This is a genomic window from Ralstonia nicotianae (assembly GCF_018243235.1).
Lineage (GTDB): Bacteria > Pseudomonadota > Gammaproteobacteria > Burkholderiales > Burkholderiaceae > Ralstonia > Ralstonia nicotianae.
In genome coordinates, this window is the sequence record NZ_CP046674.1 from 1,799,923 (window position 1) to 1,818,547 (window position 18,625).

The 18,625-nt window shown below is 67.3% G+C and carries 16 protein-coding genes and 1 pseudogene; 7 read left to right on the plus strand and 10 right to left on the minus strand.

Annotated features, from left to right (window positions below):
• Positions 1 to 133: 133 nt before the first annotated feature.
• From GO999_RS08345 to GO999_RS08385, 9 genes and pseudogenes are all read right to left on the minus strand, one after another.
• Positions 134 to 1,123: an ABC transporter substrate-binding protein gene (locus GO999_RS08345; RefSeq protein ID WP_016724568.1), complete on the minus strand. Its 990-nt coding sequence runs from the start codon at positions 1,121 to 1,123 to the stop codon at positions 134 to 136.
• 387 nt (positions 1,124 to 1,510) lie between these two features.
• Positions 1,511 to 2,506 carry a MurR/RpiR family transcriptional regulator gene (locus GO999_RS08350; protein ID WP_165591370.1) on the minus strand — a complete coding sequence of 332 codons (996 nt, stop codon included), beginning with the start codon at positions 2,504 to 2,506 and terminating at the stop codon, positions 1,511 to 1,513.
• Positions 2,475 to 3,527: a C45 family autoproteolytic acyltransferase/hydrolase gene (locus GO999_RS08355; RefSeq protein WP_211906747.1), complete on the minus strand. Its 1,053-nt coding sequence runs from the start codon at positions 3,525 to 3,527 to the stop codon at positions 2,475 to 2,477. Before GO999_RS08355 ends, GO999_RS08350 begins: the two co-directional genes overlap by 32 nt.
• Positions 3,484 to 3,738, minus strand: a pseudogene (locus GO999_RS08360) (hypothetical protein); the annotation flags it as partial. The gene GO999_RS08355 and the pseudogene GO999_RS08360, both read right to left, overlap by 44 nt.
• Positions 3,739 to 4,559: 821 nt before the next feature.
• Positions 4,560 to 5,357 carry a peptidylprolyl isomerase gene (locus GO999_RS08365; RefSeq protein WP_016724571.1) on the minus strand — a complete coding sequence of 266 codons (798 nt, stop codon included), beginning with the start codon at positions 5,355 to 5,357 and terminating at the stop codon, positions 4,560 to 4,562.
• A 41-nt stretch (positions 5,358 to 5,398) separates the two neighbouring features.
• Positions 5,399 to 5,683 (minus strand): BolA family protein, encoded by a 285-nt coding sequence (locus tag GO999_RS08370; protein WP_011001683.1) that lies wholly within the window; start codon positions 5,681 to 5,683, stop codon positions 5,399 to 5,401.
• Entirely contained in the window at positions 5,683 to 6,243 is a 561-nt protein-coding gene (locus GO999_RS08375) for a septation protein A (protein WP_011001684.1), read from the minus strand. Before GO999_RS08375 ends, GO999_RS08370 begins: the two co-directional genes overlap by 1 nt.
• A gap of 22 nt (positions 6,244 to 6,265) precedes the next feature.
• Positions 6,266 to 6,652, minus strand: a complete 387-nt coding sequence (gene msrB, locus GO999_RS08380) for a peptide-methionine (R)-S-oxide reductase MsrB (protein WP_011001685.1) — start codon at positions 6,650 to 6,652, stop codon at positions 6,266 to 6,268.
• A gap of 106 nt (positions 6,653 to 6,758) precedes the next feature.
• Positions 6,759 to 8,336 carry a protein adenylyltransferase SelO gene (locus GO999_RS08385; RefSeq protein ID WP_211906748.1) on the minus strand — a complete coding sequence of 526 codons (1,578 nt, stop codon included), beginning with the start codon at positions 8,334 to 8,336 and terminating at the stop codon, positions 6,759 to 6,761.
• 332 nt (positions 8,337 to 8,668) lie between these two features.
• On the opposite strand from GO999_RS08385, the gene GO999_RS08390 reads away from it, so the two are divergent.
• From GO999_RS08390 to GO999_RS08415, 6 genes are all read left to right on the plus strand, one after another.
• Positions 8,669 to 10,306: a 3-(methylthio)propionyl-CoA ligase gene (locus GO999_RS08390; RefSeq protein ID WP_211906749.1), complete on the plus strand. Its 1,638-nt coding sequence runs from the start codon at positions 8,669 to 8,671 to the stop codon at positions 10,304 to 10,306.
• 225 nt (positions 10,307 to 10,531) lie between these two features.
• A complete protein-coding gene (locus GO999_RS08395) occupies positions 10,532 to 11,785 on the plus strand; it encodes a branched-chain amino acid ABC transporter substrate-binding protein (RefSeq protein WP_011001688.1) in 1,254 nt (417 codons plus the stop codon).
• Between the two features lie 129 nt (positions 11,786 to 11,914).
• Positions 11,915 to 12,862 (plus strand): branched-chain amino acid ABC transporter permease, encoded by a 948-nt coding sequence (locus tag GO999_RS08400; protein ID WP_011001689.1) that lies wholly within the window; start codon positions 11,915 to 11,917, stop codon positions 12,860 to 12,862.
• A gap of 6 nt (positions 12,863 to 12,868) precedes the next feature.
• Entirely contained in the window at positions 12,869 to 14,191 is a 1,323-nt protein-coding gene (locus GO999_RS08405) for a branched-chain amino acid ABC transporter permease (protein ID WP_071895505.1), read from the plus strand.
• Entirely contained in the window at positions 14,188 to 14,988 is an 801-nt protein-coding gene (locus GO999_RS08410) for an ABC transporter ATP-binding protein (protein WP_211906115.1), read from the plus strand. The genes GO999_RS08405 and GO999_RS08410 overlap by 4 nt, the downstream gene beginning before the upstream one ends.
• Entirely contained in the window at positions 14,988 to 15,707 is a 720-nt protein-coding gene (locus GO999_RS08415) for an ABC transporter ATP-binding protein (RefSeq protein WP_011001692.1), read from the plus strand. Before GO999_RS08410 ends, GO999_RS08415 begins: the two co-directional genes overlap by 1 nt.
• 183 nt (positions 15,708 to 15,890) lie before the next feature.
• Here GO999_RS08415 and GO999_RS25085 read toward each other — a convergent pair whose 3' ends face one another.
• Entirely contained in the window at positions 15,891 to 16,223 is a 333-nt protein-coding gene (locus tag GO999_RS25085) for a transposase (protein WP_104071392.1), read from the minus strand.
• Positions 16,224 to 16,482: 259 nt separating this feature from the next.
• Between GO999_RS25085 and GO999_RS08425 the strand changes: the two genes are divergently transcribed.
• Positions 16,483 to 18,591, plus strand: coding sequence for a glycosyl hydrolase family 28 protein (locus GO999_RS08425; RefSeq protein WP_211906116.1), 2,109 nt, complete (start codon positions 16,483 to 16,485; stop codon positions 18,589 to 18,591).
• The last annotated feature ends 34 nt before the right edge of the window (positions 18,592 to 18,625 follow it).

The following is an 18,625-nucleotide window of genomic DNA, read 5'->3' on the forward strand; positions in this document are numbered from 1 at the left end:
GCTTGCGGGTCGAGCGTGGGCGCTCAGGCAGGCTTGCGGCGGGTGGCCGCGCACCGCGTTCTGCGCGCCGTCTCCCGCGCCGGCCGCTCCTGCAAGGATAGGCGACCGGCGCCGTACGACGATCGGAGCCGGATTACTTGACGGTTTCCTTGGCGTCCTTGAGCAGGTCTGCCGACAGCGTGGCGCCTTGCTTGGCGGCCGCGCCCGGGTTCACGAACAGTTCCAGGTCGGTGCTGCCGGTCGAGGCGATCGCGCCCGGCTTCTCGCCCTTCAGGATGCGCGCGACCACGGTGCCGGTCTGGCGGCCGAGCCTGTAGTAGTTGATGCCCAGCGCCGCGATGGCACCGCGCTTGACGCTGTCGGTGTCGGCGGCGACCAGCGGAATCTTGGCCTCGTTGGCCACCTTCACCAGCGATTCGTACGCCGACACCACGTTGTTGTCGGTGCTGGTGTAGATCACGTCCACCTTGCCGATCAGGTTCTTGGTTGCCGGGGCAATATCGACCGTGCGCGGCGCGGCCGATTCCACCAGCGTCAGGCCCTGGGCCGACAGCAGCTTCTTCAGTTCATTGACGACCACCACCGAGTTGGCCTCGCCCGGGTTGTAGATCATGCCGACGCGCTTGGCGTGCGGCACCACGCGCTTGATCAGGGCGATCTGCTTGTCCAGCGGCAACTTGTCGGATACGCCGGTCACGTTGGTGCCCGACGGCTCCCAGCTCTTGACCAGTTGCGCGGCCACCGGATCGGTCACGCCGGCATACACCACCGGGACGGTCTTGGTGGCCGCCACCACGGCCTGCGCCGCCGGCGTGGTGATGGCGACGATGGCGTCCGGCTTGTCGCCGATGAACTTGCGGGCGATCTGCGCGGCGGTGGCGGCGCTGCCCTGCGCGCTCTGGTATTCCCACTTCAGGCTCTTGCCGGCGTCGAAGCCCTGGGCCTTCAGCTCTTCCTTGACGCCGTCGCGGATGGCGTCGAGCGCCGGGTGTTCGACGATCGACAGCACTTCGACCGACTTGGCGGCTTGCGCCAGGGCGGGCGTGGCTTGCAGAAGCGCCATCGGCAGCGCGGCCAGGGCGGCCAGCGCGACGGGGCGGAAGACGTGCGTGAAGCGGGACATACGGATCTCCGGTTCCTTTTTTGGTGGTTTCGCTCTGGACGCGGACGGGAGGGGCCGCGACCGGTGTGGCGCTGATCGAGTGCCGTCGGATGCACAGGCCAAGTGCAACGTTGGCGCGCGCGGGGGCACATTATGAGACAAATTGCGGTGCTTTTCTGCAAACACTTCAAAATACGGCTGGACGCCGGAACGCCGGCGGGGTGTGTCCGGCGCAGCCCATCGGAAAGGGGCGCATGGCCCCATGCCGTTCAGTCGACCGTGGTCCGGTTGGCTCGCGCTGGCTCGAGCCACATCACAGGCAATGACCATGGAAAGGGCCGGTCCGGCATCCATTGGAGCGGCCCTTGGGGGCCTGAACCGAACGGCATCGGGCCGAGTGCCCTGTTGTCATGACGACATTTCGATACCCAGCGCCGTGATCAGGCGCTCGCGCCGCTCCAGCGCCTGCAGCGAACGCTTGCCGAGCTGCGTCGCCACCAGGTTGAGCAGCCCTTCGCAGAAGACGAGATACGCGCCCATGCTGTTGCTGAAGAAGCTGCTCTCGTGCGCAATGAGAAAGGCGTAATCCGCGGGCGGTACCAGCGGCGAGGCGAGCGTGTCGGTCAGCGCGATCACCGACAGTCCGGCCTGTTTGGCGGCCGCGGCGGCCGCGGCCACGCTGCGCGTGTACGGCGCCACGCTCGTGACCACCATCACGTCGCCCGGCTGCAGTTGCGCCAGGCCTTCCGCCACGCCCAGCCCCTGCGTATCGAGCAGCGCGACATCGGCGCGGATCATGCCGAGGCCATAGCAGAGGAAGCTTGCCAGCGCACTGAATTGCCGCAGGCCGTGAATGCGCACGCGCCGGGCGCTGGCGAGCAGGTGCGCGGCTTCGCGCAGGGCTGTCGGCGAGAGCTGCGTGAGACACCGCTCGATGTTGCCGATGGACTCCCGCGCGAGCCGGGCCACCGTCTCGACTTCCGGTGCGGCGCTGCCGGCCTGGTGCCCCCGCGCCCGCGTCTTCTTGCCCGCCACCAGCCGCTCGGCCTGCTGGCTGTAGAAATGGCGATGACGCTGCGCCATGGTGTCGCGGAACACGTTCTGGAAGTCGGCGAAACCGGCATAGCCCAGCCTGGTGGCCAGGCGCGTCAACGTGGAGGCGTTGATGCCGAGCGAGGCGGCCAGATCGGTGATGGTGCGCACCGCGACTTCTTCCGGGCGCTCGATCAGCTTGGCCAGCACGGTATGCGCTTTGCCGCCGAGCGAGACGTCGGCCTCGTCGCGGCCGATGCGCAGCGCCAGTTCGCGCAGGCCGTCGACGCTGCGCGGCGGCTGGGCGGTCGATGGCGTGCCGGCCGGCGCCTGTTCCGTCTTACGGCGTGACCTCTGTTTGCGGGTGTCCATTGACCATCCGATACCGGGCCGGGCTCCCGGGACGTTCATAAACCGCCCATTCTATGTGAGCCGGAAGGATGGCGATGTCGGCGGTGGCCAGCGTGTTTTCGTCGTCGGGGTCGTGCGGGTCGGCACGATAGATCGGCAGGGAGGCATCCTCCTGGTCGGCCAGGATCGCGAGCGGATCGATGGGCTGCCCGGCGGCCCGCGCCTGCGCCAGCAGCGCATCGCCGCGCGCCTGCCGGTGGCGCGAAGAGTCGGTCACGATCTGCGGCGCATCGCGCATCGGCGGATGCGTCGCATGGTTGGCGTGCAAGGCCGGCTCCGCGATCTCGCGCACCGAGCAGCCGTGCGCGCCGAACTCGACGCTCAGCAGCGCAGGGTGCGCGCAATGCCCGAGCGTGAGATGGAAGCCGCCCGCGCGCGGGGATTCGCGCAGCACCGCCACGGCCGTGTCGAGGCTGGCCGCGTCCAGCACCGCGCGCGTCAGCACCATGCGCGGCACGCCGGCCACCGCTTCGCGCAGGCGCAGGTTGTTCACCGTCATCGCCAGACCGGCGTCGGTCACGGCGAACGTGTGGCCCGGCAGCGAGCCCGGATAGACGAACGCGGCGAAGCCCGGGCCGCCGTCGATGCAGCACTGCGCGAGCGCGCAATGTCCGGCGAAGCCGGGGTCGCCATCCTCGTTGTGGGCGATCTGCCGGCGGCCCTTGCCCGGCAGCAGCACCGTTGTGCAGCCGTCGCTGGTGGTGGCCCAGACGTCGCCGCGGCAGTTCCACAGGAAGACGTCGTCGAACGGCACCTGCAGTCCGTCCGCCAAGCCCCGCAGTTCAGCCCAGACGCGCGGAAAGCGCACGCGCACGAGCGCCGCCATGGCATCCGTCATGGCGCTGCCGCGCCAGCGCATCACGCTGTGCCAGGCGTCGGTATGCAACAGGTGCCGGTGAACGGCGGCGGCGCCAAACTGGCCCAGTTGTTGGCCCGCTTCAAACGGCGCGCCGGAAATGTTGACTAAAGCGAGTGACGGCATGTGTCAGGGAGTCTTCGACGTGTTGAAGGCAATCGCGCAAGCGCCGGTTGGGCGGCGCATCGCGTGTGTCCGCCGACGGGCCGTCGACGGTGATGTAACCGTGCGCCATGAAGATGAGGCGGGTGCCGACCTTACGCGCAAAGGCCATCTCGTGCGTGAGCACGGCCATCGCCATGCCTTCCTCCGCGAGGGATGGCATCACGCGCCCCCGCAAAGGACGCACCGACGGGCACGGCCATGCCCCGTTTTGCAGCGAAGTTCATGAGGGCCTTCTGAAGCGGGGGTGCCTTCGGCGAGGCAAGTGGATTTGCGTAAATTTGTATAAGGCAAATATATTTGCATAGTATCGGCATGCGCAAACCAGCTTGCAACATCGGGTATACCCGATAGGATGGCGACGCCGCTTCAAGGCTGCGTTGGCCGGGGGCGGAAAAAGGCGCGCAACGCCCCTTTCCCGTTCAGCCAAGGTTCCGTTCGATGTGTCGGGTTGAGTCTCGGGGCGAGACTTGACGAGCCCGTCGCAAGCGTGGCCGGGCCGTTTTTCGGTGGGCAGGGACTTGAATCGTTCACGCAAGCGCCCGAGGCAGTCGGGCCCCTCTGCGTAGGCTGTGGGCAGCGCTGCCCACAGCCTTTCATGCCGGATCGTGTGTCGGGCACGCGCGAAGCCGGGCGGCTCGCCGCGCAGAACATTGCGCGATCGGCTCGTATGCCGGGCACGCGTGAAGTCGGTGATGTCGGTCGGCGCGAGCCTGGTTGCATGGCCGCCTGAGCGGTGCAGGCGATCTCACGGCGAATCAGGTTGCGAGCAATCGGTGCTTCCCAATCGGTGCTTCCCGGATTCTCTGGCGCGCCCGGCCGCACGGGGCGTGGGCATGTGGGGCGCTGGCAAGCATTGCGGCCGGGATGCCAGCAGCTCGCCTCGCCGTTGACAGCCGCTTCGCCGCCCCAATGAAAAATGCCGTTCAGTCTCGACTGAACGGCATCCGGCGCATGGCGTCTTTCTGTTCCTGCCTCGCTCGGCAGGTCATCCGCTTACTTGATCGTCGCCTTTTCGCGCAGATCCTTCAGCATGGCCTGGAACTTGGCGCGCTGCCAGTTCTGGTCGCCCATCATCATCTCGAGCAGCTGCGGCTTGACGTCTTCGAAGGCCGGAATCTTGGCGTCGCGCGTATCGTCCAGGCGGATCACGTGCCAGCCGAACTGCGTCTTGACGGGCGTCTGGGTGACCTCGCCCTTCTTCAGGCCGGTCAGGGCGGCGGAGAACTCCGGCACGTAGGTGCCCGGGTTCGCCCAATCCAGGTCGCCGCCGTTGGCGCCCGATCCCTTGTCCTTCGACTGCGCCTTGGCGATCTCTTCGAAATTGCCGCCGGCCTTGAGCTTGGCGATGATGGCCTTCGCGTCGGCTTCCTTGTCCACCAGGATGTGGTGGGCGTGGTATTCCTTGCCGTTGCCGAACTGGGCCTTGATCTTCTCGTATTGCTTGCGCAGGTCGTCGTCGGTGGTCGGGCTGTTCTTGACGTAGTCCTCGAATTCGGCGGCGACCAGCACGTTCAGGCGCGCCTGGGCCAGTTGCTCCTGCACGTCGTCACGCCCCAGCAGGCCGCGATTGGTGGCGTCCTGCTCGATCAGTTCGCGGTCGATCAGCATGTCGCGGGCGCGGTTGCGCAGCTCCGGCGATTCGGGCTGGCCGGACTTCTTGATCAGTGCGTCCACCTTGGCGCTCGGGATGGCGTGCCCGTTGACCATGGCGGCGTTCTGCGCCATGGCGGGAGCGGCGGTCGCAAGGAGGGCGGCAGCCATCAGGCTGGCGGTAAGGCTGGAAACTTTCATGGGATGCGTTGAAAGGAAGGACGAGTGAGCGTGTGATGCGCTTACGTGTTTTCTTCGGGCGTCACGGCGCGGATCGCCAGGGCATGGATGGCGGCCGGCCACAGCGTGCGCAGCGCATCATACACCATGCGGTGGCGCGCCACGCGGCTCTTGCCGGCAAAGGCGGCGCTGACGATGTCGACGTTGTAGTGCCCGCCGCCGGAGGCCGCGCCGGCATGCCCGGCGTGCCGGGCGCTGTCGTCCTCGACGGCGAGGTGGATGGGCTGGAAGGCCTCGCGCAGCAGGCGCTCGATTTCGCGCCGCATTTCGCCCGGGTTGGCGGCCATCAGCGGTCGTCCTGCGGGTTGGCGCCGGCGGGGCGCTCCTGCATGTGGCGCGCCAGCCAGACGCTCTGCACCAGGATGAACACCACCATCAGGCCCATCGAGCCGAACAGCTTGAAATTGACCCAGACGTCGGTGTCGAAGTGGTAGGCCACGTAGAGGTTGAGGCCGCCCATGGCGAGGAAGAACAGGCTCCAGACCAGGTTCAGCCGGCCCCACATCGGCTCGGGCAGCGACACCTGCTGCTCCATCATGGCGCGGATCAGGTTCTTGCGCAGCAGCACGGCGCTGCCCAGCAGCACCACGCCGAACATCCAGTACAGCACCGTCGGCTTCCACTTGATGAAGGTGTCGTTGTGGAAGATCAGCGTCGCTCCGCCGAACACCACGATGATGAGCAGCGACAGCCACTGCATGGCATCGACCTTGCGGTGCTTGAACCACACCCACGCGATCTGCGCCACGGTGGCGACCATCGCGACCGTGGTCGCCACATAGATGCCCGCCACCTTGAAGGCGGCAAAGAACAGGATGACCGGGAACAGATCGAACAGGAATTTCATGCAGGGTGTGCCACGCGAAAGATCAATCGCCGAATTTTAGCGCAGCCGAGTTGATGCAATACCGCAGGCCGGTCGGCGCGGGGCCGTCTTCGAAGACGTGGCCCAGGTGCGCGCCGCACTGCTTGCACTGCACTTCGATGCGCACCATGCCGTGCGAATGGTCGGTCTTCTCGGCGATGACCTCGCCGTTGATGGGGGCGAAATAGCTCGGCCAGCCGCAGCCGGCGTCGAACTTGGTCGACGATTCGAAGAGCGGCGTGCCGCAGCAGACGCAGTGATAGATGCCGCGCGCCCAGTGGTCCCAGTAGCGGCCGGTGAAGGGGCGCTCGGTGGCGGCCTCGCGGGTCACGCGGTATTCGATGTCGGAGAGCTGGTCGCGCCATTCGGCGTCGGTTTTCTCGATGGTCATGATGGAAGAGGCTCCTTGCGGGTTCCGCCGGCCGCTGCATGGGCGGCCGACGTGGTTTGGTCGGGCGGCGGCGGCGATCCTGACAGGCCGGGATTAGAGCACGGCCTCAGGACGAGCAGCTCACTTCGAGCGAGGCGGCCCAGTCCGGCGCCGGTCCGGCGTAGTGCTCGAAGCCGGGGTGGTCGTCGAAGGGGCGGGCCAGCACGGCGCGCAGGTTCTCCACTTCGGAGAAGTCCTTCTCGCCGGCGCGGCGGATGGCGATCTCGGCCAGGTGGTTGCGCAGCACGTACTTCGGGTTGACGCGGCGCATGGCCTCGGCGCGCGCGGCGTCCGGCGCGGGTTCGGTCTGCAGGCGCTGGCGATAGGCGGCCAGCCAGGCGTCGGCGCTGTCGCGGTCGAAGAAGACATCGCGCACGGTGCGGGCCTGCGCCTGGGCGGGGGTGTCGTCGCGGCGCACGTCGGCGAGGTGGCGGAAGAACCGGGTGTAGTCCGCGCGCTGGGTGTGCAGCAGCTTGAAGAGATCGCCGAACAGGGCCTCGTCGCCGTCGTGCGCCTGCGTCAGGCCCAGCTTGGCGCGGTAGCGCGCGTAGAAGGCCTCGCCGTAGGTGTCGCGGTAGACCAGCAGTGCCTCCTGTGCAGCGTCGATGGCGGGCTGGGCCTGGGCCTCGTCGCTCAGGTCGGTGAAGGCAGTGGGGTCGCTGCCGCACAGCGGCAGCAGCGCTTGCGCCAGGCAGAACAGGTTCCAGTAGGCGATCTGCGGCTGCTGGGCGTAGGCGTAGCGGCCGCCGGTATCGGAGTGGTTGCAGATGTGGTTGGCGTCGAAGCCGTCCAGGAAGCCGAACGGGCCGTAGTCCAGCGTCAGGCCCAGGATCGACATGTTGTCGGTGTTCATCACGCCGTGGCAGAAGCCGACGGCCTGCCATTGCGCGATCAGCGCGGCGGTGCGGCGGCCGACCTCGCGCAGCAAGGCCAGGTAGGGCTGCGGCTCGGCGCGGCAGGCCGGGTAGAAGCGGTCGATGACGAAATCGGCCAGCGTGCGCAGCTCGGGCAGCTTCTCGTTGGCGGCGAAGTGCTCGAAGTGGCCGAAGCGCACGAACGAGGGCGCCAGGCGCGTGACCACGGCGGCGGTTTCGATGGTCTCGCGGCGCACCGGGGCATCGGCACCGATCACGCACAGCGCGCGCGTGGTCGGGATGCCCAGCCCGGCCATGGCCTCCGAGCACAGGAACTCGCGGATCGACGAGCGCAGCACGGCGCGGCCGTCGCCCATGCGGGAGTAGGGCGTGAGGCCGGCGCCCTTGAGCTGCACTTCGCAGGGGCCGTCGGCGGTCTGGAGCTCGGCCAGCAGCAGCGCGCGGCCATCCCCCAGCTGGCCGGCCCAGACGCCGAACTGGTGGCCCGAATAGACGGTGGCGAGCGGGTCGCTCCAGGCGGCGATGGCGTTGCCGACAAAGACATCCAGCCCGGCCGGCGTATCGAGCCCGGCGCGCGACAGGCCCAGGGGCGCGGCGGCTTCCGGCGAGAAGCCCACCAGGTAGGGCGCGGCCGGCATCGGCACGGGCGGCAGGCGGGTCAGGAAGCGCTCGCCGAGGCGGGCGAAGCCGGGCGCCGCGTGCGGGCGGCCCGGCCAGTCGAACGGGCTCGCAAGGGAATCGTCAGTCTGGACGGCGGCGGAAGTGGGCATGTCGGACGGGAATCGATTGGCACGGGAAGCCGCGCAAGAACGGTGCCGGATCGGCGGGAACCGCGCGTGCATCGGCGCGGCAGAGCCCGTTCTACGTAGGGGAAAACGCCATGTTGAGACGCAGCAACGCTATCGCGTATTGTACTTGCGAGCAGGCAAAGCTGCTGGCCGCGAACCCTTGCGCTGCAACGGTTCGCAGGGGGGCGCAGGGGGTTGCCCCGGCAGGTGGGCGGATGTGGCGGCGCACAACGGAATCCCGTTGACGCGCTCCTGGATCGCGGGAACAATCGGCCGAAAAATAGAACGGTTGTTCAGTTTTTCGAGGAGACACCATGGCCCTGATGGGACACATGATGAGCGCGCCCTTGCTCATCTCGACCATCATCGAACATGCCGCGCGGAACTACGGTTCGACCGAAGTCGTGTCGCGCCGCGTGGAGGGCGATGGGGGCGAGCTCCATCGCACCACGTACGCGGCCGTGCGCGATCGCGCCAAGCAACTGGCGAATGCGCTGGCCGCGCTCGGCGTGCAGCCCGGCGAGCGCATCGGCACGCTGGCCTGGAACGGCTACCGGCACCTGGAGATCTACTACGGCGTGTCGGGCTCGGGCGCGGTGTGCCACACCATCAATCCGCGCCTGTTCCCCGACCAGGTCGCCTACATCGTCAACCACGCCGATGATCAGTACGTCTTCTTCGACCTGACCTTCGTGCCGCTGGTCGAGGGCCTCGCGCCGCATTGCCCGAACGTCAAGGGCTGGGTGGCGATGACCGACCGCGCGCACATGCCGGCCTCCAGCGTGCCGATGCTGTGCTACGAAGACCTGCTGGCCGCGCAGCGCGCCGAGTACACCTGGCCGCTGTTCGACGAGAACACCGCCTCCAGCCTGTGCTACACGTCGGGCACGACCGGCAATCCGAAGGGGGCGCTGTATTCGCACCGCTCCACCGTGCTGCATTCGTATGGGTCGGCGCTGCCCGATGCGCTGGGCTGCTCGGCGCAGGACGTGATCCTGCCGGTGGTGCCGATGTTCCACGTCAATGCCTGGGGCCTGCCGTATTCGGTGCCGCTGGTGGGCGCCAAGCTGGTGTTTCCGGGGCCGAAGCTGGACGGCGCCTCGCTGTACGAACTGTTCGAGCAGGAGCAGGTGAGCTTCTCCGCCGGCGTGCCGACGGTGTGGCTCGGCCTGCTGCAGCACGTGCAGGGCAAGGGCCTGAAGTTTTCGTCGTTCCGCCGTACGGTGATCGGCGGCTCGGCGTGCCCGCCGGCCATGATCCGCACGCTCAATGCGCTCGGCGTGGAGGTGATCCACGCCTGGGGCATGACCGAGATGTCGCCGCTGGGCACCACCTGCAAGCTGGTGAGCAAGCACAATGGCCTGCCGGACGAAACCCGGCAGCAGGTGCTCGAGCGCCAGGGCCGCGCCATCTACGGCGTGGAGATGAAGATCGTCGACGGCAACGGCCACGAGCTGCCGTGGGACGGCAAGGCCTTCGGCGACCTGCATGTGCGCGGGCCGTGGACCATCGCCAGCTACTACCGCAACGGCCAGTCGCCGCTGGTCGACGGCTGGTTCCCGACCGGCGACGTCGCCAACATCGACCCCGACGGCTACATGCAGATCACCGATCGCAGCAAGGACGTGATCAAGTCGGGCGGGGAGTGGATCTCATCGATCGACGTGGAGAACGTGGCCGCCGCGCACCCGGCCGTGCACATGGCGGCGTGCATCGCCTGCCGGCATCCGAAGTGGGATGAGCGCCCGCTGCTGGTGGTGATGAAGAAACCGGGCGCGGAGCTGACGCGCGACGAGATGCTGCGCTACTTCGAGGGCAAGGTCGCCAAGTGGTGGATTCCGGACGACGTGGTGTTCGTCACCGAGATCCCGCTCACGGCCACCGGCAAGATGCAGAAGCTCAAGCTGCGCGAGCAGTTCCGCGACTACCAGTTGCCGCTCGCGCAGGCTTAGCGCGCAGGACAGAAACCGCCGCCCGCGCACCGGCACCACCCGGGCACGAGGACGGCGGACGGAAGACGGAAGACAACCGGATCAGGGCCGGCCGCCGCGCCGCAATGTGGCGGGACGAAGCCCCGGGCGCGTTGCAACCTGGAGACGTCAAGAGCCGGCGTGCCCGCAGCGGTGGCGCGCCGGAGAGTGACTCGTCGGCGACTCCACCACCTGAAGGAGACACGCATGACGAAGTTCCGTCCGTTGATCGTGGCCGTTGCAAGTGTCGCGGCAATCGGTGGGGGGCTGGCAAGCGCCGCCGCATCCGCCGCCGAGACCGTCAAGATCGCCTGGATCGATCCGCTCTCCGGCCTGATGGGCGCGCTGGGCCAGAATCAGCTGCGCAGCTGGCAGTACATCGCCGAGTTGGCCACGCAGAAGAACTGGGCCGGCGACGGCACCCGGTTCGAGGTGGTGGGCTTCGACAACAAGCTCTCGCCGCAGGAGAGCCTGACGGTGCTCAAGCAGGTGGCCGACCAGGGCATCCACTACATCGCGCAGGGCAACGGCTCCAGCGTGGGCATGGCGCTGGAGGACGCGGTCGCCAAGTACAACGAGCGCAACCCGGGCAAGGAGATCGTCTACCTGAACTACGCGGCGGTCGACCCGGACATGACCAACGGCAAGTGCAACTACTGGCACTTCCGCCTGGACGCGAACTCCGACATGAAGATGGAGGCCCTGACCAGCTACCTGGCCAAGGACCCGGGCGTCAAGAAGGTCTACCTGATCAACCAGAACTACTCGTTCGGCCACCAGGTGGCGCGCGCGGCCAAGGCGTATCTCAAGCGCAAGCGCCCCGACATCGAGATCGTCGGCGAAGACCTGCATCCGCTGGCGCAGGTGAAGGATTTCTCGCCGTACGTGTCGAAGATCAAAGCGTCGGGCGCCGATACCGTCATCACCGGCAACTGGGGCAGCGACCTGGCGCTGCTGATCAAGGCCGGCAAGGACGCGGGCCTGAACGCCAATTTCTACACCTACTACGCCTCGAGTACCGGCGTGCCGACCGCCATGGGCCCCGCCGGCGCCGACCACGTCAAGTACGTCGGCTACTGGAACGTCAACAACGACGGCTTCAAGGGCGCCGACATCGTCGAGGGCTACAAGAAGAAGTACAACGACGACTACTACCTGATGGCGTCGTACACCGGCATCGCGCTGCTGGCCAAGGCCGTCAAGCAGGCCCGGTCCGCCGAGCCGGGCAAGGTCGCCCGGGCCCTGGAGGGGATGAAGGTCGACAGCCTGAACGGCCCGTTCGAGATGCGCGCCTCCGACCACCAGGGCCAGCAGCCGCTCTATATCGCCACCTGGAAGAAGACCGACGGCAAGACCGTGCGCTTCGACCAGGAGAACACCGGCTACGGCTGGAGGACCGATGCGGTGCTCGACCAGTACATCGCGTCGCAGCCGACCTCCTGCCAGATGAAGCGCCCCTGACCTGAAATCAGACGGCGGGTGGTGTGCCGAACGGCCGCCCGGTGCTATCGTGCGGCGATGTTTGAAACGGGCGGGGGCATGGGCCGGCACCGTTGGCCTATGCCCATGCCGCGCCGAGAGGGCTGCAGCGTGGAATTCCTAGTCATCAACCTGTTGAACGGCATCAGCTACGGGCTGCTGCTGTTCATGCTGTCGTCGGGCCTGACGCTGATCTTCAGCATGATGGGCGTCCTCAACTTCGCGCATGCCAGCTTCTACATGCTGGGCGCGTACTTCGCCTACGTCGTCAGCGGATACCTGGGCTTCTGGGCCGCGCTGATCGTGGCGCCGCTGCTGGTGGGCGCGCTGGGGGCGCTGGTCGAGCGCTTCGGCCTGCGCACGGTGCACCGCTACGGCCATGTCGCCGAGCTGCTGTTCACCTTCGGCCTGGCCTACCTGATCGAAGAGGGCGTGAAGCTGGTGTGGGGCCTGCCGGCCGTGCCGTACCGCGTGCCCGAGGCGCTGGACGGGCCGCTGTTCACGCTGTTCACCTCGTCCTTCCCGAAGTACCGCGCCTTCATGATGCTGGTGTCGCTGCTGATGCTGGTGGGCATCTTCCTGCTGCTCACGCGCACGCGCATCGGGCTGGTCATCCAGGCGGCGCTGACGCATCCGGACATGGTCGAGGCGCTCGGCCACAACGTGCCGCGCGTCTTCATGCTGGTGTTCGGCGGGGGCTGCGCGCTGGCCGGGCTGGCCGGGGTGATCGGCGGCAACGCGTTCGTGACCGAGCCGTCGATGGCGGCGGCGGTCGGGTCGATCGTCTTCGTGGTGGCGGTGGTGGGCGGCATGGGCTCGCTGGTGGGCGCCTTCATCGCCTCGCTGCTGATCGGTTGCATCCAGACCTTTGCCGTCACGCTCGATGTGTCGGTGACGAGCCTGCTGGGCAAGCTCGGCGTCGCGCTCAACCCGGACGTGCCGCTGATCTCCGTGTGGAACCTGACCATCGCGCAGGTGGCGCCGGTGCTGCCGTACCTGCTGCTGGTGCTGATGCTGATCTTCCGCCCGCGCGGGCTGATGGGCACGCGGGAGGGATAAGCGCAAATGGACCGCGTCATGTCGCAACAACAGGCGTTGCCCGCCAACGATCGCGCCCGCACCATGCGGTTCAAGCCGCTCAACCTCGCGCGCTGGCTGATCTGGGGCACCACCGCGCTGGTGATGCTCGTGCTGCCGCTGATCTGGCCGCAGGGCTTCGCCATCACGCTGCTCTCGCAGATGGGCATCATGATCATCTTCGCGCTGTCGTACAACATGCTGCTGGGGCAGGCGGGCATGCTGTCGTTCGGGCACGCGGTGTACGCCGGCCTGGGCGCCTTCGTGGCGGTGCATCTGCTCAACCGGATCGGCGCGGCGCCGGCGCTCGGCATCGGCGGGCCGCTGGCGGTGGCGCTGCTGCCGGTCGCGGGCGGGCTGGGTGGGGCGCTGTTCGGCGTGCTGTTCGGCTACGTTACCACCCGGCGGGCCGGCACCACGTTCTCGATGATCACGCTCGGCATCGGCGAGATGGTGTTCGCCAGCGCGCTGATGCTCCCCGACTTCTTCGGCGGCGAGGGCGGCGTGTCGACCAACCGCAGCATCGGCGAGCCGCTGCTGGGCATCAGCTTCGGGCCGGCGCGGCAGGTCTACTACCTGATCGCCGTGTGGTGCCTGATCTCGATGGCGCTGATGTACGCCTGGACGCAGACGCCGCTGGGCCGCCTCGCCAACGCGGTGCGCGACAACCCCGAGCGCGTGGCGTTCGTCGGCTACAACCCGCAGCGGGTGCGCTACCTGGTGGTGATCCTGTCGGCGTTCTTCGCGGGCATCGCGGGGGCGCTGTCGTGCATCAACTTCGAGATCGTGACCGCGGAGAACGTGTCGGCGGTGCGTTCGGGGGCGGTGCTGCTGGCGGCCTTTATCGGCGGCATGGGCACGTTCTTCGGCCCGATCATCGGCGCGGTGCTGACGGTGTTCTTCACGGTGGCGCTGTCCGGCATCACCAAGGCGTGGCTGCTGTACCTGGGGCTGTTCTTCGTGCTGATGGTGATGTACGCGCCGGGCGGCATCGCCAGCCTGCTGACCATGCATGCGCCGATTCTGCGGCGCGGCAAGCTGGGGACGCTGTTGCCGGCCTACGGCGTGGCGATCGTGCCGGCGCTGGTGCTGCTGGCCGCGCTGATCGCCACCGTGGAAATGATCTACGCCGTGCAGGACGACAGCGCGGGTGGCGTGGCGACGCTGTTCGGCTTGTCGGTGCAGCCGGCCACCTGGACGCCGTGGGCCGTCACCGCCGTGCTGTGGGCGGCGGGCGGGGGCGGCCTGCGCATCGCGGCGGGCCGGCTGCGCGCCGCCTGGGATCTCGCCTTGCAGGAGCGTCAGCCATGAGCCAACCGATTCCCGCGCTGGAACTGCGCGACGTCCGCAAGCGCTTCGGCGCGACCGAAATCATCCGGGGCGTGAACCTGACCATCGGCCGCGGCGAGCGCCACGCGCTGATCGGCCCGAACGGCGCCGGCAAGTCGACCACCTTCAACCTGATCTCGGGCCGCTTTGCGCCGAGCGCGGGCAGCGTGCGCCTGAACGGCGAAGAGATCGCCGGACTGGCGCCGTACGAGATCAACCGCAGGGGCCTGTCGCGCAGCTTCCAGATCACCAACATCTTCCACCGGCTGTCGGTGTTCGAGAACCTGCGCTGCGCGGTGCTCTGGTCGCTGGGCTACCAGTATTCGTTCTGGCACCGGCTGGCCGAGCTGCGCGACGCGCGCGAGCTGGCCGAGGCGGTGCTCGAGCAGATCGGCCTGACGAACCGGCGCGATGCCGCCGCCGGCACGCTCACGTATGCCGAGCAGCGTGCGCTGGAGATCGGCATCACCATCGCGGGCGGCGCCGACGTGATCCTGCTCGACGAGCCGACCGCCGGCATGAGCCGCTCGGAGTCCGACCATGCCGTCGACCTGATCCGCAAGGTCACGGTCGGCAAGACGCTGGTGATGGTGGAGCACGACATGAGCGTGGTATTCGGCCTGGCCGACCGCATCTCGGTGCTGGTCTACGGCGAGGTGATCGCCACCGACACGCCCGAGGCCATCCGCAACAACCGCCGCGTGAAGGAGGCCTACCTGGGCACCACGCTGGATGCGAATGAAGCCGCGAATGAAGCCGAATCGGCGGGAGCGCACTGATGGCAGCCACCACGCCCATGCTCGAAGTGCGCGGCCTGCACGCGTACTACGGCAAGAGCCACATCCTGCACGGCGTCGACCTGCACGTGGGGGAGGGCGAGATCGTCGCCCTGCTCGGCCGCAATGGCGTGGGCCGCTCGACGCTGGCCAAGTCCATCATGGGCATGGTCCGCTGCGAGGGGCACATCCTGCTGCGCGGCAAGGACGTGCGCGGCCTGCGCACCTTCGAGGTGGCGCACCGGGGCATCGGCTACGTGCCCGAGAACCGCGACATCTTCCCGACCCTGACCGTGCGCCAGAACCTGCTGCTGGGGGAGAAGCGCAACCCGCGCCAGCCGAGGCCGCGCTGGCAGTTCGACGACATGTACCGCCTGTTCCCTCGCCTCAAGGAGCGTGAGCACACGCCGGCCGGCGTGCTCTCCGGCGGCGAGCAGCAGATGCTGACGCTCTGCCGCACGCTGATGGGCGACCCGGATTTCGTCATCATCGACGAGCCGACCGAAGGGCTGGCGCCGCTGATCGTCGCGCAGGTTGGCGAATACCTGAAGACGCTCAAGGCGCGGGGCATTTCGGTGCTGCTGGTCGAGCAGAAGCTGGCCATCGCGCTCGATATCTCGCAGCGGGTGTATGTGATGGGGCATGGCCAGATCGTCTTCGAGGGGACGCCTGCCGATCTGAAGGCGGATGCGCGGGTTCGGCAGGAGTGGCTGGAGGTCTAGCGGGAGAGGAGCCCCGCACGCTGCCCGATCCGGCAGGCCCGGCCGCGTAGCGGGAAGCGGATGCGTCCCGGCGCGGGCGCATCAACCTGCCGCGCGCGTGGCCCGAACCGGGCACCCTGCCGCGGGCATGCTCAGTTCCCGGCACGGCGTTCGGGGGCCGATCCGTGCCCCGGGGCGCCCGCATCACTGGAGGCGTCGGCTTTCCCACTCCACGACGGCCGGCCTGTGCGTTTTCAGCAAGCGACGAAACCGCAGGAGGCGGCGTTCGTCGGTCAACCGTACCGTCCTGCTGTCCAGTCCGGCTGACTCGCGCGCCGGCGGCACGTCGTGCCGCGCGTCCACTCGTGCCGGGCCTGGCAGGTCGAGCCCTGCCGCATCGCGAGCCGTGCCGGTGAGCGGCGCAATGTCGATGACTGCAATCCGATTCATGAAATACACACGGGCATCGGCATCGGTTTGATGCCTTGCGCATTCCATATGGAATATCGGGTTGTCGCGGAAATTGAGGCGCCGCATGGATGATCAAATTTCCTCATGCGAGCTTGCTGGGGCCATTAATTCGACGGTACCTTGCGACTGCCTAAATCCATTTTAAGGAAAATCTTATGATTTCCTTTTCGATAGGGTGGGCGTGGAATTTGATTTCCACTCGTGATAATGGGGGGATTATCCAGCGCGAATGCAATGGCTGCGGTCAATGCGGGTGGCAAGACATCCGGATGATCCCGCATCGCCCATTGCGGCCGCATCCTGTTTTGAAAAGTGGAGAAGTGCAATGCGACAAAGAAAAATGGGGCGTGGTGCTGCCCTGCTGCTGGCGGCGATGCTGGCCGGTGCGTTGGTAGCCTGCGGCTCGGGCGAGGGCGATAGCGCTTCCGGCTTGTCCGTTTCAGGCGGCACCGCGCAGACGACCGCGCAGACGGCCGGCTCGACCTGCTCCCCGGTCAATGTGCGGGCGACCAGCGGCACCCGCTCGACCGTGCCGCAGCATCCGTGCGTTCCGGCGCTCGCCTATGACGACACCAGCATCACGCTGGCCTGGAACAAGCCGGACATCTATGCCGATGTGGCCGATTACAACGTTTACATGAACGGGACGAAACTCGGCAGCGCATCGGAAAACAATGCGGTGCATTCCGTCGCGAAACGCTATATCGATCGCTTTTATGCGGAGGACACGGCGGGTTTTCACACCAGAATGACCTTTCACAGCTTTCGCGTGACGGGGCTGGCGCCGGATACGGCTTATACCTTCACCATCCGGTCGGTGGATCGTTCCGGAAAGGAATCCGCCGACAGCGTGCCCGTCGTGCACAAGACCGCCGCCGCTTTCACGCGCGTCTACGACGTGGCGAAACTGGGCGCCAGGGGCGATGGCGCGACGCTGAATACGGCCGTCATCCAGAAGGCGATCGACGACTGCGCCGGCACGTCCACCACGGCGTACGGGTGCAAAGTGCTGATTCCCGCCGACGATGCGGGCGGCGCCGTGTTTGTGAGCGGCGCCCTGTTCCTCAGAAGCAACATGACACTGGAGGTTGCCAAGGGCGCGACGTTGCGCGGGTCCGCCGACGCGGCGGATTACCCGCTCGCCAAGGGGTACCAGCTGTACAGCTATTTCACCAACGTGACGGACGATCGCCGTCCGCCGTCGTTGCTGAATACGCTCAGTCCCGCGCACATGAACGGCGCGACGGCATTGGCCGACCACCAGGGCTACGACGACAGGCGCGGGGTGTTCAGCAACATCCGGGTCACCGGCAAGGGCACGCTGGACGGCAGCGGATGGGTGCGCCGCGGCACCGACACGATCGATGAGGTCGGCAACCGTCTCGCCAGCTTCGCGCCCGGCAATGCCAGCAAGTGGAGCACCCTCGGCGTGCTGGCCAAGCGCCAGATGCTCGCGGCCCAGGCCGAAGCCGGCGGCACGCTCGACTCGACCCAGAACGCGAACTACTACAGCAACCGCCGATCGAGCCTTGCCACCTTTCGCGGCACGCGCAACCTCTATTTCGGCGATCTGACGCTGACCAACCCGGCGCTCCATGGCGTCATGTTCATCGAGAGCGACAACATGGTGTTCGCCAACACGGTCACGCAGACGTTCGATATCAACAACGCGGACGGCGTGGAATTCGGCAACAGCAGCAACGCCGTCGTGTTCAACAATTTCATCGACAGCGGCGACGACAACATCAACTTTGCCGCCGGTCAGGGCAAGAACTACGAGGGGGGCACGCCCCAGCAGTACGCATGGATCTTCAACAACTACATGCGCGAGGGCCACGGGGGTGTGGTGGCCGGCAGCCATACCGGCGCGTGGATCCAGGACATCCTCGCCGAGGACAACGTGATGTTCATGACCGACAACGGGCTGCGCCTCAAGAGCACGCCGGCCACGGGCGGCGGCGCGCGGCGCATCGTATTCCGCGACACCGCCATGCGGGAGGTCGGCACCAAGAACAGCGTGTCGGCAGGGGGGCAGACCTTCGCCAACAACACCAATGGCAGCCCGTTCATTCTCACGTTGTCGTATAGCGCCGGCAGCAACGTGTTCAACAACGCAGCCGCCGCGGCCCAATTCCGCGATATCACCGTCAATCGCGTGACGATCGACAACGGCAATCCGGGCACCGGTGGGGCGATGATCTCGGTGGACGGCTATGACGGCACCGATCCGTCGCTGGGCTATCCCGAAACGTTCCACGAGAACGTGCTGTTCGACACGGTGAGCATCACCCGCGCGAAGCCCGCCAGCATCAGCCGCCTCAAGGACAGTACCTTCAAGGACGTGACGATCACGAACTGGGGCACAGCGGCGACGCCCTGGTCGATTCGCGACGCTTCCGGGCTGACCTTCAGCAACGTGAAGCCGGCGCCCTAGTCGCGCTGCCGATGGCCGGCCTTGAGCCCCGGTG